Source organism: uncultured Modestobacter sp. (assembly GCF_947486615.1).
In the GTDB taxonomy this organism is placed as follows: Bacteria; Actinomycetota; Actinomycetes; order Mycobacteriales; family Geodermatophilaceae; genus Modestobacter.
The window spans coordinates 33,361-49,017 of record NZ_CANKUD010000009.1; the positions used below are offsets into that span (position 1 = coordinate 33,361).

Genomic DNA, 15,657 nt, shown 5'->3' on the forward strand with positions numbered 1-15,657 from the left:
CGGGTCGGCGAGGATCTGTCCGTGCCGGACCAGGTGGAGCGCGTCGTCCTCGGCCTGCCGGACCTCCGTGCCGTGACGCGGTTCGCCGCGAAGAGCGCCGACGAGGTCCTGGAGGTCTTCGAGGCGGCCTGCCCCGCAGATCCGCGACCCCGCGAGGCGATCGCCGCCGCGTGGACGTTCGCGCGTGGCGGCGCACGCAGCAAGCTCCTGCGGGACGCCGGCTGGGACGCACACCGGGCAGCCCGCGCGATCGGTGCCGGAGCCGGAGGTGAGGCGGCACGAGCAGCGATGCACGCAGTGTCCGCCGCGTACCTGCACCCGCTCGCCGACGCCCACCAGGTCAAGCACGTCCTGGGCTCGGCAGCCCATGCGGCGCGGGCTGCCGAGCTCACCGCCGGCGACGACCGCGCCGTGGGTGACGAGCACATCGACCAGGCCCGTCGCCGCGCAACCCCGGCCGTCGTGGACGTCCTGCTGCGCTACCCCGTCGCACCACCCGGAGGTGGCCGTGTCGGGGAGCTCCTCCGCTCCCTCGACCGGGCACTTCGCACCCGTTCCTGAACCGGCCCCGGAGGTGCCCGTTCGATCGACAGAACTGTCGTACCTCGATCATATGTTCGATGCGTGGAGACGATGGCGATGCGATCCGGTCCGATCGGCGCGGTCGTCGACGTCTTCTTCACCGCCCGATGGCACGGTGCCCGGGTCCCAGCTGCGTCGGCTGAGCAGGTCGCTGCGGAGCTGCAACGCCTGCAGGCCCGCCGGGCGATGGACGCCGCCTTCGAGGCGCAGCTGATCCTGCAGCTGGCCGCTGCCCGACCGGCCTCGCTGGACCCCGATGGCCCCGGCGCGAACTCCCCGGGTTGGACTGGCGACGCTGAGGGCGACGAGATCAGTGAGTTCTTCCCCGCCGAGCTGTCCACCGTGCTCAACCTGGGCCGCGGTACGGCCTCCCACCGGCTGGCAAGAGCACTGACCTGGTCCCGCAAACTCCCCGCCACCCTGGCCGCGCTGGAGTTCGGTGACCTGGACGAACGCCGCGCCGATGCCCTGGCCGACGTGCTCGCCCACACCAGCCCCGAGGTCGCCGGCCAGGTCGAGAGAGCGCTGCTGCCCGAAGCCACCAGCCTGTCGGTGTACCGGCTGCGCGAGCGGGCCACCGCCCTGATGCTCGAGCTGGACGCCGCGGCGGCGGAGGAACGCCGGGCCGAAGCCGAGAAGACCGCCGACGTCCGGGTGTACCCCTCCCCGGTCGATGGCCGGTCCACGCTGGCCGCGGACCTGCCCACCGACGAGGCCGTGGAGTGCCACGACCTGCTCGACCAACTCGCCCGCATGCTCAAGTCCGACGGCGACCCCCGCCCCATCGGCGCACTGCGGGCGCACGTGCTGTCGGCGCTGATCCGCCGCCCCGCCGACTCCGGCCTGCCGGCGGTGGCCGCGAACCTGACCATCAGCGCCGACCTGACCGCCCTGCAAGGCACTGCCACCGTCACCGGTGAGGTCAACGGCCTACCCATCACCGCCGCACACCTGCGCGAACTCCTCACCCGCGTCGGCACCCTGGGCCTCACCAGCCCCGAGGGCGGCACTCTCAGCTACGCCCTCACCGGCCCCGACGGGCACCTCCTCGCGACCCTCACCCCTGCTGAGCTCGCCCGCCTGGCCCGCCGCGGCTGCCCGACCCACCCCGCCGGCCAGACAAGCCCGGACGCGGGCACCGGCAGCGGCAGCGGCAGCGGCAGCGGCAGCGGCGATTCCGGGGCTGCGACCGCTACCCGGGACGCCTGCCACTGCCCGGTGCTGGGCCCGCCACCAGCGACCAGCGCCTACACCCCCACTGCCCGACAACGCGCCTTCGTCACCACCCGCGACCAACGCTGCCGGTTCCCCAACTGCGGCCAACGCACCGGCTGGACCGACCTCGACCACGTCACCGCCCACGCCCACGGCGGCTCCACCGACTGCACCAACCTCTGCTGCCTGTGCCGCTCCCACCACCGGCTCAAGACCTTCGCCCCCGGCTGGCGCTTCCACCTCGACGACGACGGCACGCTGCACGTCACCACCCCCTCCGGCGTCACCCGCACCACCCGACCACCCGGGCTCCGACGACCACCCGGGCTCCGACCACGGCCGGCCGAACCACCGCCGCCCAGACCAGCCGGCGGACCCGAGCCATCACGTTCGGAACCAGACGACCCACCGCCGTTCTGACGGGCCGGGTTCCGACCATCGCCTCGAGAGTCGACATGCCGCCATGTCCCACCCAGCGACCAGCCGTGACCAGTCTCGCCCGCGTGCACAGACGCCACTTCCTCGCCATCGGCGTCACGCTCGCGCTCGCTGGCTGCTGCGTGCCGGCGGCGCGAGAGCTGCTCGAGGGCGACGAGCGATCCGACGACGTCGTCCCGGGGTGCCGCGCATGCCGCCGTTCCTGCTGCGCGGGCTCCAGCAGGTCCGGTGGAGTGCCACCTGTGCGCCGGCGGAACCGCGCTGCCGCAGGCGGCCGGGGCGCTCGGTCGCTGACCGTCGTCCGGTGCAGCGCGGTCACCGTGCGGGCCGCCGCCGGGCTGCTTGACTACCGCCATGGACCTGCCCGTGAACCCACCGGTCAAGCCGATGCTCGCCAAGCCCGCCGCCGCGCTGCCCACCGGCGAGGGCTGGTTCTACGAGCCGAAGTGGGACGGGTTCCGCTGCATCGTCTTCCGGGACGGCGACGAGGTGGAGCTGGGCAGCCGCAACGAGCGCCCGCTGACCCGCTACTTCCCCGACGTCGCCGAGGCAGTCAAGGCGCAGCTGCCGGAGCGCTGCGTGGTCGACGGGGAGATCGTCGTCCCGCGCGGGGACCGGTTGGACTTCGAGTCCCTGCTGCAGCGGATCCACCCCGCGGCCTCCCGTGTCGCCAAGCTGGCCGCGGAGACCCCCGCCTCGTTCGTCGCCTTCGACCTGCTGGCCCTCGGCGACGAGTCACTGCTGCAGACCCCCTACGCCGAACGGCAGGCCCGGTTGCGGGAGGCGCTGGCCGGCGTGCAGGCGCCGGTCTACGTCTCCACGGTCACCTCCGACGCCGAGGTGGGCCGGCGCTGGTTCGACGAGTTCGAGGGCGCCGGCCTGGACGGCGTGATCGCCAAGCGCGGCGACCAGCCCTACGCCCCCGACCAGCGGCTGATGACCAAGGTCAAGCACGTCCGGACGGCGGACTGCGTGGTCGCCGGGTTCCGCTGGCACAAGAGCGGCCCGGTCGTCGGCTCACTGCTGCTGGGCCTCTACGACGACGCCGGCAGCCTGCAGCACATCGGGGTGGCGGCCTCCTTCACCATGAAGCGCCGCGCCGAGCTGGTCGAGGAGCTGGCCCCCTACCGGGCCGAGGCGCTGGACGGCCACCCGTGGCAGGACTGGGCCAACGCCTCGACATCGACGGCAGGGCCCGACGGCGAGGGCGAGCACCGGATGCCCGGCGCGACCAGCCGCTGGAACGCCGGCAAGGACCTGTCCTGGGTGCCACTGCGCCCGGAGCTGGTGGTCGAGATCAAGTACGACCAGCTGGAGGGCAGCCGGCTGCGGCACACCGGCCACTTCCTGCGCTGGCGCACCGACCGGGACGCGCGGTCGTGCACCTACGACCAGCTCGAGGTGCCGGTGCGGTACGACCTGGCCGAGGTCCTGGGCGGGTGAGTTCCCGCCGCGCTGAGCACTTCGTCACGCCCGCTCCGGCTGACGCGCACAGCTACGCCTCCTACCCTTGCTGATCATGACCGCGCACCGCCGCCTGGCCACCACCGCAGGGTCCCTGCTCGCCCTCACCCTCGCCGTGAGCGGCTGCACCTCCTCCGGCGACGCGGACGACGCGGCCAGCAGCTCGGCCCCGGAGACCACGGCGGCGCCCGAGGCCCAGCCGATCGACTGGACCGACTGCGACGCCGACATCGACCAGATCATCGCCGGCCGCCCCGGCTCCGAGCGCGACCTCGCCTTCTCCTGCGGGACGACGACCGTGCCGGTCAGCTACGACGACCCGGACGGCGGCACCCTGCAGCTGTTCCTGGTGCGGGCCACGCTCGCCGGTCAGACCGGCCGGGTCGGCTCGCTGCTGGTCAACCCCGGCGGCCCGGGCCAGTCGGCCACCGACGCCGCCATCCAGTCGGCGCTGACGCTGCCTCCCGACGTGGTGAACCGGTTCGACATCGTCGGGGTCGACCCGCGCGGCGTCGGGCTCTCCACGCCGGTCGAGTGCATCTCCGACGACGACAAGGACGAGCTGTTCGCCGCCGACCCGCGGGCCACCGACGCGGCCGCGCTGGACGCCGCGTTCGCCCGGGTCGACGACATCGCCGCCGGCTGCGCCGAGGAGTACGACGAGGCGCTGGGCGCCTTCAGCACCGTCGACAGCGCCCGGGACATGGACCTGGTGCGGCAGTCGCTCGGGGACGAGCAGCTGAACTACCTGGGGTACTCCTACGGCACCACGCTGGGCTCGACCTACGCCGAGCTGTTCCCCGAGCAGGTGCGGGCCATGGTGCTCGACGGCGCCGTCGACCCCACCGCCACCCGGCAGGAGTTCGCGGAGGCCCAGGCCCAGGGCTTCGAGGCCGCCTTCGACGCCTTCGCCGCCAACTGCACCGGCCTCATCGGTGGCTGCCCGGTCGGCGCGGACCCGCGGGCCTTCGTCAACGAGCTGCTCGCCCAGGCCGCCGCGGCACCGATCGCCAGCTCCCGGGCCGGCGAGACCCGGCAGGCGACGCCGGGGCTGATCCTCAACGGCATCCGCTCGGCGCTGTACCAGCCCAGCGCCTGGCCGCAGCTGGCGCAGTCGCTGGCCGCGGCACGCAACGGCGACGCCGCCGGCATCCTGACCCTCGCCGACACCTACACCGGTCGCAACGAGGACGGCAGCTACAGCAACGTGGTGGACGCCAACGTGACGATCACCTGCGCCGACACCGAGGAGGACGTCAGCGCCGACCAGGTGCGCGAGCTGGTCACCAGCTGGGGCGCCACCTACCCGCTGTTCGGCGCCGACGCCGCGCTCGGCCTCTACACCTGCTCGGCCTGGGACGCCCCGCGCACCCCGCTGCCCGAGCGGGACGCCGCCGGCAGCGCACCGATCCTGGTCGTCGGCACCCAGGGCGACCCGGTCACCCCGCTGCCCGGCGCGGTGGACATGGCCACGGACCTGGAGAACGCGGTCCTGCTGACCTGGCAGGGCAGCGGGCACACCGCCTACCCGAAGAACGACTGCGTCACCGCGGCCGTGAACGCCTACCTGATCGACCTCGTCGTCCCCCAGGACGGGGTGACCTGCCCGGCCTGACCTTGCGCCGCCGACCGGCTGGCCCGACGCTGACCCGCCAGAGCGCGCACCCGCGCGTCCCGACCCGGACGGAGCCCGATGGCCAGCAGCAAGGACGCCGTCGTCCTGGAGCTCGACGGTCACGAGGTGCGGGTCAGCAACCCGGAGAAGCCGTACTTCGGCGACCTCGGCGTCCGCAAGATCGACGTCGTCGAGTACTTCGTCGCCGTCGGCGAGGGCGTCCTGTTCGCGCTGCGGGACCGCCCCACCACGCTGGAGCGCTGGCCTGGCGGGGTGTTCGAGGGCGCCCGGCTCTCCACCCGGGTGGACAACACCGGCGACGCGTTCTACCAGAAGCGGGTGCCCAAGAACGCCCCCGAGTGGGTGCCGACCGCGCACATCACCTTCCCCAGCGGCCGGACGGCGGACGAGATCGCCCCGGACTCGGTCGCCGTCGTCGCGTGGTGCGCCAACCTGGGCACGCTGACCTTCCACCCGTGGCCGGTGAGCAAGGCCGACGTCGAGTCCCCCGACCAGATCCGGATCGACCTGGACCCCCAGCCGGGCACCGACTTCTCCGACGCGGTCCGGGTGGCCCCGCACGTGCGGGAGCTGCTGCACGAGTTCGGCATGGAGGGCTGGCCGAAGACCTCCGGCGGCCGGGGCGTGCACGTCTACGTGCCGATCCAGCCGCGGTGGACGTTCCCCGAGGTGCGCCGCGCGGTGATCGCCTTCGGCCGGGAGCTGGAACGGCGCATCCCCGACCGGGTCACGATGAACTGGTGGAAGGAGGAGCGCGGCGAGAAGATCTTCATCGACTACAACCAGATGGCCCGGGACCGCACGATCGCGAGCGCCTACTCGATCCGGCCCAAGCCGCACGCGCCGGTCAGCGCCCCGGTCGACTGGGACGAGCTGCCCGACGTGTCGCCGTTCGACTTCGACGTCCGGACCATGCCCGCGCGCTTCCGCGAGGTGGGCGACAAGCACGCCGGACTCGCCGACCACGCCTTCGGCATCGAGCCGCTGATCGAGCTGGCCGACCGGCAGGAACGCGACCTCGGGCTGGGCGAGATGCCCTATCCCCCGGACTACCCGAAGATGCCCGGCGAGCCGATGCGGGTGCAGCCCAGCCGCGCGAAGAAGCCGGCGACCAGCCAGGACAGGTGAGGGAGCCGGTGACGAGGGGTCAGCACATCGCTCGTTCACCGGCCGGGCGAGTCGCGGCAGGTGCACGCGCATCGGCGCGGCGGGCCCGCTCAACCACATCGAGACGGCCTTCTGGATCGGTCTAGCGCTCAGACCTCACGCGCCCACGCCGGGCCGGCTCGGTGGCGACCCTCCCCCCAGCCGGGCGCGCCCACCGCTCGGCCGCGGCGATGCGGGCGGTCACGGCTCGGTCGCGAGTTCGGTGCTCATCGCCGTCCGTAGGCGTCGACTCGGCCTCGGTCTGGGTCACGCTCCCTCCGCCAGGGACACGCCCGCCGACCTCGACGGAGTGCCTGTCGCCGATCCCTAGTGGAAAGCAGGCTTGACGACAAGCCTGCTTGACACGAATCGAGTGTGGAAAGCAGGATTGTCGCTGTGAGGAGCCGGGTCCGTGAACTGCGGCAGGCCAGCGGCCTGTCCCAGGAGGCGCTGGCCAGGGTCCTCGGGGTTTCCCGGCAGACGATCAATGCGATCGAGACGGGTCGATACGACCCGTCGCTCCGGCTCGCCGTGCATCTGGCGCGGCACTTCGGCCGCACAGTTGAGGAGATGTTCGATGTCGACACCGACTGAGGGGCGACTGCCGGTCTCGACCGCGAACGCCGTCCTGCTGACCGTCTTCCTGGCGGGAGCTGTTGTCACGGCTGTCGCCGGGAGCTGGTTCGAGGCCGGCTTGCTCGCGGCGGTGGGCCTCGCCGTGCTCGCCATGGCGGTCTACGCGCGCCGCCCGAACTCTCGCGACATCACCCGGGTCAACGCGATCGAGTACCGGGACGAACGAGACAAGCGCATCGCGCAGGTCGGCTTCTCCGTCGTCGGAGTCGTCGCCCTGGCGGTCTCCGCGATCGAGCTCGTCGCGGTCGCCGTCCTGGTGGCCGCCCGCGACTGGCCCCAGCCGGTACAGCTGCTCCCCGTCGGCCAGCTGCTCCTGCTCTCCACCGTCTGGGGAATCGCGAACTCGATCGCCGCACGGCGCGGCTGACCCCACGACAGGGGTTGGCTGGGAAGACGCGGGTCCATCGCGCTCGGTGGAGGGACTGCCCCGGGCCGGGTCGGCTCGAGACCTCCCCCGATCGGGTGACGACCCACCACACAGGTGGCTCCCAGCCTCGCGTGGCGGGCACTGCCTGTCGTTGAGGAACCGTCCGGTCGGGTCCACGGCAGCAGGCGGAGGAACAGGGTCATGCGGGTCGCGCTCTTGGTGTACGGCGTGCTGTACGTCGTCGTCGAGATCGTCGGGTACCAGCTGGGGCAGGTCAGCTGGCCGGAGATCACGCCCCTGGACGTCGCCACCGCGCTGGCCGACGCGTTCCTGACCGTGGCCGTGCTGGTCGCGGTGCTGGTGGCGATCGACGTGCTGGGCCACCGCTGGCGCCGGCACCTGCAGGCCGTCCGGCTGGAGGAGGCGCGGCTGGCCACCGAGCAGTGGGCCGCCCCCGCACCGATCAGCGTCTCGTCCTGGCGCACGGAGTCATGGCGCACGGAGTCATGGCGCACGGACTCCCGGCGCCGGGAGCCGCTCGCACTGCCTGCCGCGCGGTTCGCCGGGCTCCCCGCCGGTCACCCCTACGCGGCCGACGCCCACGCCGGGCGCGCCTGGCCCGGGGACCACGAGGACCCACCCGGACGACTGCTCTGAGCCGCTCGCACGCCTGTGCCGACGCTCCGGGACGACTGTCCCGACCCTCCGACATGGAGCCGATCGGGCGCGCCCGGCGATCTTCTGGGGCCCGAGTGCCCCACGAACGCCTCCGAGCCGCTAGGGTTCACCACGTCGGGAAGGCCCTGCGCTCTGGCAGGACCCCGACGCACGACCTCAGCTAGGAGCGAGCAATGCCCGAAGGAACAGTGAAGTGGTTCAACGCAGAGAAGGGGTTTGGCTTCGCCACCCCGGACGGCGGCGGCCCGGACGTCTTCGTCCACTACTCGGCCATCCAGACCAGCGGGTACCGCTCGCTCGATGAGGGCCAGCGCATCTCGTTCGACATCGAGCAGGGCCAGAAGGGCCCGCAGGCTGCGAACGTCAACCCGGTCTGATCTCATCAGACTGAGGAGCTGATCGCAGCCCTCGTGAACCACCGACAGTGCCCTCGCCCGGGAAACCGGGCGGGGGCACTGTCGCGTTGTACCGCGGCTCTCAGCGAGCGCGGGGCACGTCTCAGCGAGCGCGGGGCACGTAGCCACCGATCAGCGCGGACATGAGCAGCGCCCCGTCGTCGGGGCCCAGGGCGACCGCCGCCTCGGCGAAGGCCTCCCAGCGCGCCCGCTCCACCTCGGTCATCGCACCCGTCGCCCGGGCCTGCGCCTGCTCCACCAGCCGCGCCCACTCGCTCTGCGGGGTGGGCCACAGCCCGGTGAGCCGGCGGGCCTCCCCGGACACGGCGGTGAACCGGACGATCTCGCCGGCGTGGTTGGTGAGCGCCTCGGCGTAGCCGGCGGTGACCAGGGCGTTGGCCGCCGACACGACCTGCGGCTTTGGCAGGCCGCTGGCCGGCACCACCGCCCCCAGGTAGGGCGCGCTGCCGTGCGGTGGTTCGTCGATCAGCCGGACGATGGCCCGCAGGACGGGGAGGTCGCGGGTGAACCAGGTGTCGGCCAGGGGCTGCGGGGTGCTCATGGGTCCTCTCGGCGGACGGCGGCGCCACCGGACGCGGCGCCGCGACCACGGTACGAGCCCGCGCCGGGCCCCGGGCACGCGCACGCCGTGCGCCCGATGTGCGGGGTCTCCGCAGAGTTCTTAGCAGCGCGTAGTTCGTTACCGGATGTTCATCGGCGGTCGCTCAGGGCACTGACAGGATCGGTGCGTCCGACCGCCCCTGACCGGTCAGCGCTCGACCGTCCGAGGAGTTCCGTGTCCCTCTCCAGATCCTCTCGCTCCGCCGTCCTCGGCCTGACCGTCGGGGCCCTGGCCGCCGGCGGGCTGGTCGTGGCGGCGCCCGCGCTGGCCGCCCCCGGCGACGCGCGGATCACCGAGATCCACTACGACAACGACGGCACCGACAGCGGTGAGGCGATCGAGGTCGCCGCGCCGGCCGGCACCGACCTCGTGGGCATGCAGGTCGTGCTCTACAACGGCAGCAACAGCACTGCCTACAACACCCGGACGATCACCGCGGCCGAGGTCACCACCCAGGCCGACGGCACCCCTGTCGCAGTGCTGGCCTACCCGGCCAACGGCATCCAGAACGGTGCACCGGACGGCGTCGCGCTGGTCGCGAGCGACGGCACCGTGGTCGAGTTCCTCAGCTACGAGGGCACCCTCACCGCCGCCGGCGGCCCCGCGGCCGGCGCCACCTCCACCGACATCGGTGTCGCCGAGACCGGCACCGAGCCGGCCGGCCAGTCGCTCCAGCGGGTGGACGAGGGCTCCTGGACCGGACCGGCCGCCAGCACCTTCGGCGCCACCGACCTCTTCGGCGCCGGCGGCCAGCCCGAGCCCGACCCCGAGCCCGACCCGGATCCCTCCCCCGACCCGGACCCCACGCCGGCCGGCACCGCCGAGCTCACCGAGATCCACTACGACAACGGCGGCACCGACAGCGGCGAGGCGATCGAGGTGACCGCCGACGGGCCCATCGCCGCCGGCGCCTACACCGTCGTGCTCTACAACGGCAGCAACGGCGCCACGTACGACACCGACCCGGTGCCGGCCAGCGAGTCCGGCGTCTCCGTGGTCACCTACCCGTCCAACGGCGTGCAGAACGGCTCGCCCGACGCCTTCGCGCTGGTGGACGCCGACGGCGCGGTCGTGGAGTTCTGGAGCTACGAGGGCACGCTGACGGCCACGAACGGTCCGGCGGCCGGCACCACGAGCACCGACATCGGGGTGGCCGAGGCCGGCACCGAGGACGCCGGGCTGTCCCTGCAGCGCACCCCGGGCGAGGACACCTGGTTCGGCCCGGCACCCAGCACCTTCGGCGCAGCCAACACCCCCGGCGGCGGGGAGACCCCCGGCGGCGGCGAGCTGCCGGTCGGGGAGTCCTGCGACGCCACCGTGGTGCCCATCGGCTCGGTGCAGGGCCCCGGCGACGCCAGCCCGGTCCAGGGCCGGACGGTGACCGTGCGCGGCACCGTCGTCGGCGACCTGCAGGAGGGCGGCCTGGACGGCGTGCACGTGCAGGACGCCGGGGACGGCGACCCGGCCACCTCCGACGGCGTCTTCGTCTACGGCGAGCAGCTGCCGGCGCTCGACCTGGGCGACACGGTGACCGTCACCGGCACCGTCTCGGAGTTCTACGAGGCCACCCAGGTGACCGCCACCGCGGTGACCGACTGCGGCCCCGGTGAGCTGCCGGCGGCGACCCCACTGCCGCTGCCCTCGACCGATGCCCAGCGCGAGGCGCTGGAGAGCATGCTGGTCGAGCCCGCCGACGACCTGACCGTCACCGAGGTCTACAACCTGAACCGGTACGGCGAGGTCGTGCTGGCCGCCGGTGGCCGGCTGATCTCCCCCACCGAGGCGGCCGAGCCCGGCCCGGCCTCGACCGCGGTGGCGGAGAGCAACGAGGCCCGGTCGGTGATCATCGACGACGGCCGCTCGACCAGCTTCGGCTCGACCGGTGAGGCCCCGCCGTACCTGACCGCCGACGACCCGGTGCGGGTCGGCGACGGTGCGCTCATCGACCAGCCGGTGGTGCTCAGCTACGGCTTCGACGAGTGGCGGCTGCAGCCCTCAGACGGCACCGCCGAGGGGACGAGCTTCCCCGAGCGCAACCCGCGGACGGCGGCTCCCGAGGACGTGCTGGGTGACCTGCGCATCGCCGACTTCAACGTGCTGAACTACTTCATCCGCACCCCCGCCGAGGTCGGCAGCGGCGTCCTCGAGCCCCGCGGGGCCACCAGCGAGGCGGAGTTCCAGCAGCAGGAGGCCAAGATCGTCGCCGCCATGGCGGCGATGGACGCGGACGTCTTCACGCTGCACGAGATCGAGAACTCGGCGCTGTACTCCACCAACGAGTACGAGGCGGTGGAGACGCTGATCGCCGCGCTCGAGGAGGTCGACGGCCACGACTGGGACCACGTGCGGGCCCGGGAGGACACCGACGCCATCACCAACGCGATCATCTTCCGCACCGACCGGGTCACCCCGGTCGGCGCCCCGATGACCCCGACCGGCGACGAGGCTGCCGCCGTCTTCGCCAACGCACGGACGCCCATCGCGCAGACCTTCGACTTCCAGGGCGAGGTCTTCTCGGTCATCGCCAACCACTTCAAGTCCAAGGGCAGCGGCTGCGGCGCCGACAGCGACGACAGCTCGGTGGGCGGACAGGGCAACTGCAACGGCGACCGGGTGGCCCAGGCCGACGTGCTGGTGGACTTCGCCGGCCAGGTGGCCACGGAGAGCGGCGACACCGACGTGCTGCTGACCGGCGACTTCAACTCCTACCGCAACGAGGACCCGCTCGACGTCCTCCGGGCGGCCGGCTACCAGGAGGTCCGCGAGGACGGCGAGTACAGCTACGTCTTCGACGGTGCCGCGGGGTCGCTCGACCACGTCTTCGCGACCCCGTCGCTGTTCCCGAAGGTCACCGGACACGACATCTGGGAGATCAACGCCGAGGAGTCCTTCGCCTACCAGTACGCCGGGTACGAGCCGTTCTTCTCCCCCGACCCGTACCGGTCCAGCGACCACAACCCGACCCTGATCGGCATCACCCCCGCCGAGACGGACGTGCCGGCCGAGGCGACGGTCAGCGACCCGCGGCCCTACCGCGGCGAGCGGGTCACCGTGACCGGCACCGGGTTCGAGCCGGGTGAGCGGGTGACGGCCTCGCTGCCCTCCCGCAACCGCGGGCAGCTGGGCAGCGCGGTGGCCGACTCCGAGGGCACCGTCACCATCCGGTTCACCGTGCCGGTGCTGCTGCCGGCCGGTGACCAGGAGGTGCTGCTGCGCGGCACGTCGGGCGAGACCGCCAGCACCGGGTTCGAGCTCCGCTCGGTGCTGCAGGAGCTGCTGGACCGGCTGATCGGCTGGTGGCACCGCGGCTGACCCCGCCCCGGGAAGTCCGGCGGTGACACCCCGCTGACCAGGTACGACGGCCCCGTCGCCCACTCGGGCGACGGGGCCGTCGCCGTCCTCGGCACGGGTGGCGGAGCCGCCGTACGGTGGGGTCATGACCACATCCGCCCACCAGCCCCAGGTCGTCAAGAGCGACGAGGAGTGGCGCGCCCAGCTGTCCCCGGAGGAGTACGCCGTGCTCCGCCAGGCGGGCACCGAGCGGCCGTGGACCGGCGAGTACGTCGACACCAAGGCGGTCGGCACCTACTCCTGCCGGGCCTGCGGTGCCGAGCTCTTCCGCTCCGAGACCAAGTTCGACTCGCACTGCGGGTGGCCGTCGTTCTACGAGCCCTCGACCAAGGACAACGTCGTCCTCCGCGACGACACCACGCACGGCATGCTGCGCACCGAGGTGCTCTGCGGCAGCTGCCACAGCCACTTGGGCCACGTCTTCGCCGACGCCCCCCAGACCCCCACCGGCGACCGCTACTGCATCAACTCCGTCAGCATCACGCTGGACTCCCCCGAGAGCTGAGCCGGTCCCGCACGACAACGGCGCGTCCCCTTCTCGGGGGACGCGCCGTTGTGGTTTCGGGGACGAGTGCGGCCCCGCCGCTCTGTCGCCTCAGCGACCCCGCGGTCTCCGGCGGCCCTCCTGCATGGCAGGGCACGAGTACGGACCCGCCGCTGTGTCGCGCCAGCGACCCCGTCGGCTCCGTCGCGGGCCCGGAGGGTCCCGACGGAGACGGCGGTCAGCGGCTCCGCGATCCCGGCGCGGGCCCGCAGGGTCCCGCCGGGATCGCGGCCAACGGCTCAACGCCGGTCGGGCACGGCCCCTGGCCGCGGTGCGATCCGGAGGATCGCCATCATCACGGCAGCCCGGCGACGAGCTCGGCGACCTGCTTGCGGGCGCCGGTGTAGAACGGCACCTCCTCGCGCACGTGCCGGCGGGCGCGGCTGGCGCGCAGGTCGCGCATCAGGTCGACGATGCGGTGCAGCTCGTCGGCCTCGAAGGCGAGCATCCACTCGTAGTCGCCCAGGCCGAAGGAGGAGACGGTGTTGGCCCGCACGTCGGGGTAGGGCCGGGCCTGCATGCCGTGCTCCTTGAGCATGTCCCGCCGCTCGTCCTCGGGCAGCAGGTACCACTCGTAGGAGCGGACGAAGGGGTAGACGCAGACGTAGCGGCGCGGCTCCTCCTCGGCGAGGAACGCCGGGATGTGGCTGCGGTTGAACTCGGCGGGGCGGTGCAGGGCCATCTGCGACCACACCGGCTCGAGCTGCCGGCCCAGCGTGGTGCGGCGGAACCGGCCGTAGGCCTCCTGCAGCGCGTCCGGGGTCTCGGCGTGCCACCAGATCATCAGATCGGCGTCGGCGCGCAGGCCGGCGACGTCGTAGACACCGCGGACAACGACGTCCTTGTCGGCCAGCTCGTCGAACAGCGCGGAGACCTCGTCGGCGGCCGTGGCCCGCTGGTCGTCGCCGAGCGGGCGGACCAGCTTGAACACCGACCACATCGTGTAGCGGATCTGGGCGTTCAGCTCGTTCGCCCGCTTGCCGATGCTGCGCTCTTCGGTCTGCTCGCTCATGCCCCCATTGTGGACCGCCGGCCGACGGCCCGATCCGGGACGTCGGTCCATCGAGTGGGTGAACCGCGCCACCCTCGCGCGCGGGCGGCGGCGCGATGGCCCACGCCGCGGTGGGGACGGGGATCCGGTGGCGCCCGGCGACCTCGGGCACCGGGCGCCACCGGGTCGGCTCAGCCGCGCGGGTGCACCGGCAGCAGCGCCTCGTCGAGCACCCGCCCCTGGCTGGCGTCCGGCGCCGGGACGCCGAGCAGGTGCGCGATCGTCGGCGCGATGTCCACGTGCCTCGGGTCCTGCGGCACGGTCCCGGGGCGCACGTGCCGTCCGCTAAGCAGGAAGGCGACCTCCAGCTCCTGGGTGGTGCCGTGCCGGCCGCGGGTGATCTCGGCGTCCGCGGCGAACATGGCCCAGCCCGGTGCGGGCTCCACCACCAGGTCGCCGTAGACCGGGGCCATCCGCATGGCCGCCTGCTCCCGCTCGTCGTAAATGCCCCCGATGCCCTCCACCCCGGCCAGCGCCTGCTCGATGCGGGCGAGCGCCGTGGCGTCCCCGGTGAGGTCACCGATCAGGTGTACGGAGGTCAGCCCACCGCCGGCGAGCACGACGTCGGTGCCGGGCGAGGGCGCCTGGTTGGTGCTCACCCACTCGGCCTGGTAACCCAGCGCGTCGATCGCGGCCTCGGTCTGCGGGCCGTTGACGTCGTCGTAGGACGTGATGCCGTGGTCGCCCACCAGGACGAACGTCGTCCGGTTGTAGGTGCCGGCGCGCCGGGTGGCCTCCACCACCCGGCCGATCTGCTCGTCCACCAGCGCGAGCGCGGCCAGGGTCTCCGGGCTCTGCTCGCCCGTGGCGTGCCCGGCACCGTCGACGTCGGAGCAGTACACCGCGAGGAGGTCGGGCACCTCGGGGACGGTGACCGCCGTCCCTCCGGAGTCGACGGGGCGCCCCTCGAGGATGGCCACGGCGTCATCAGCGCGGTCCGCGCAGGTGCCCCCGGGCTGGGTGTACAGGGCGTCCGGGTCGCCGTAGGCGGTCCCCCGGTTCTGCAGCGTGAACCACTGCACCGACGCCATGGACCGGTCCGCCTGTGCCAGGGCCTCACCGAGGGTCTCGACCGCGAGGGCACGCGACTGGCCGCGGACGGTCCCGGAGACCGGGTCCAGGTAGTAGGAGGCGTTGAGCGTGGTGTCGGGGTAGGCGCCGGTCGCGACCGAGCCCCACGACTGGTTGGTCATCGACGACATCACCCCGGTGCCGGTGGTCAGGCTGCCGCGGCGGGCCAGCCGGTCGAGGTTGGGCAGCGGCACCCGCCCGTCGAGGTAGTCGGCGTCGAAACCGTCGATGGCGAAGAACACCACCTTGTTCTCGGTGCGGGCGTCCACCCGGTCGAGCACGCGCTCCCGGATGTCGGCGCCGGGGTCGCGTGCTGCGTCGTCCGCGTTCGCGGGCGTCGCGGCCAGGCTGACGGCGGCCGTCGCGGTGAGGACCGCGACGGCGACCGCCCGCCGGGTGTGGGTCGATGACATGGCGCTCCCTCGGACGAGACCCGGCGGCCCAGCGGCCGCCGACGGTCC

The 15,657-nt window shown here is 73.1% G+C and carries 14 protein-coding genes; 11 read left to right on the forward strand and 3 right to left on the reverse strand.

Annotation, left to right across the window (positions count from 1 at the left end):
- The first annotated feature begins 21 nt into the window (after positions 1-21).
- The 9 genes from Q1A09_RS16245 to Q1A09_RS16285 all read left to right on the forward strand — a co-directional run bounded on the left by Q1A09_RS16245 (position 22) and on the right by Q1A09_RS16285 (position 8,539).
- The gene (locus tag Q1A09_RS16245; RefSeq protein WP_299957026.1) at positions 22-561 is read left to right on the forward strand and encodes a putative immunity protein; all 540 of its coding nucleotides are present in this window, start codon (positions 22-24) and stop codon (positions 559-561) included.
- A gap of 78 nt (positions 562-639) precedes the next feature.
- Entirely contained in the window at positions 640-2,217 is a 1,578-nt protein-coding gene (locus Q1A09_RS16250) for an HNH endonuclease signature motif containing protein (RefSeq protein ID WP_299957029.1), read from the forward strand.
- A gap of 372 nt (positions 2,218-2,589) precedes the next feature.
- Positions 2,590-3,678, forward strand: a complete 1,089-nt coding sequence (locus Q1A09_RS16255; protein WP_299957033.1) for an ATP-dependent DNA ligase — start codon at positions 2,590-2,592, stop codon at positions 3,676-3,678.
- 76 nt (positions 3,679-3,754) lie between these two features.
- Positions 3,755-5,314: an alpha/beta hydrolase gene (locus tag Q1A09_RS16260; protein ID WP_299957036.1), complete on the forward strand. Its 1,560-nt coding sequence runs from the start codon at positions 3,755-3,757 to the stop codon at positions 5,312-5,314.
- A gap of 78 nt (positions 5,315-5,392) precedes the next feature.
- Positions 5,393-6,463 (forward strand): DNA polymerase domain-containing protein, encoded by a 1,071-nt coding sequence (locus Q1A09_RS16265; protein WP_299957039.1) that lies wholly within the window; start codon positions 5,393-5,395, stop codon positions 6,461-6,463.
- Between the two features lie 414 nt (positions 6,464-6,877).
- A complete protein-coding gene (locus Q1A09_RS16270; RefSeq protein WP_299957042.1) occupies positions 6,878-7,075 on the forward strand; it encodes a helix-turn-helix transcriptional regulator in 198 nt (65 codons plus the stop codon).
- Entirely contained in the window at positions 7,059-7,484 is a 426-nt protein-coding gene (locus Q1A09_RS16275; RefSeq protein ID WP_299957045.1) for a hypothetical protein, read from the forward strand. Before Q1A09_RS16270 ends, Q1A09_RS16275 begins: the two co-directional genes overlap by 17 nt.
- A gap of 201 nt (positions 7,485-7,685) precedes the next feature.
- Positions 7,686-8,141: a hypothetical protein gene (locus Q1A09_RS16280; protein WP_299957047.1), complete on the forward strand. Its 456-nt coding sequence runs from the start codon at positions 7,686-7,688 to the stop codon at positions 8,139-8,141.
- Between the two features lie 194 nt (positions 8,142-8,335).
- A complete protein-coding gene (locus tag Q1A09_RS16285) occupies positions 8,336-8,539 on the forward strand; it encodes a cold-shock protein (RefSeq protein ID WP_014741881.1) in 204 nt (67 codons plus the stop codon).
- Between the two features lie 121 nt (positions 8,540-8,660).
- Here Q1A09_RS16285 and Q1A09_RS16290 read toward each other — a convergent pair whose 3' ends face one another.
- A complete protein-coding gene (locus Q1A09_RS16290; protein ID WP_299957065.1) occupies positions 8,661-9,119 on the reverse strand; it encodes a hypothetical protein in 459 nt (152 codons plus the stop codon).
- A 234-nt stretch (positions 9,120-9,353) separates the two neighbouring features.
- Here Q1A09_RS16290 and Q1A09_RS16295 point away from each other — a divergent pair, with 234 nt between their 5' ends.
- Entirely contained in the window at positions 9,354-12,491 is a 3,138-nt protein-coding gene (locus tag Q1A09_RS16295) for an ExeM/NucH family extracellular endonuclease (RefSeq protein WP_299957068.1), read from the forward strand.
- Positions 12,492-12,615: 124 nt separating this feature from the next.
- Entirely contained in the window at positions 12,616-13,035 is a 420-nt protein-coding gene (gene msrB / locus Q1A09_RS16300) for a peptide-methionine (R)-S-oxide reductase MsrB (RefSeq protein WP_299957071.1), read from the forward strand.
- A gap of 334 nt (positions 13,036-13,369) precedes the next feature.
- Here msrB and hemQ read toward each other — a convergent pair whose 3' ends face one another.
- Together hemQ and Q1A09_RS16310 are read right to left on the reverse strand one after the other, a co-directional pair.
- The gene (hemQ, locus tag Q1A09_RS16305) at positions 13,370-14,086 is read right to left on the reverse strand and encodes a hydrogen peroxide-dependent heme synthase (protein WP_299957074.1); all 717 of its coding nucleotides are present in this window, start codon (positions 14,084-14,086) and stop codon (positions 13,370-13,372) included.
- Between the two features lie 170 nt (positions 14,087-14,256).
- The gene (locus Q1A09_RS16310) at positions 14,257-15,609 is read right to left on the reverse strand and encodes an alkaline phosphatase family protein (protein WP_299957077.1); all 1,353 of its coding nucleotides are present in this window, start codon (positions 15,607-15,609) and stop codon (positions 14,257-14,259) included.
- Positions 15,610-15,657: the final 48 nt, after the last annotated feature.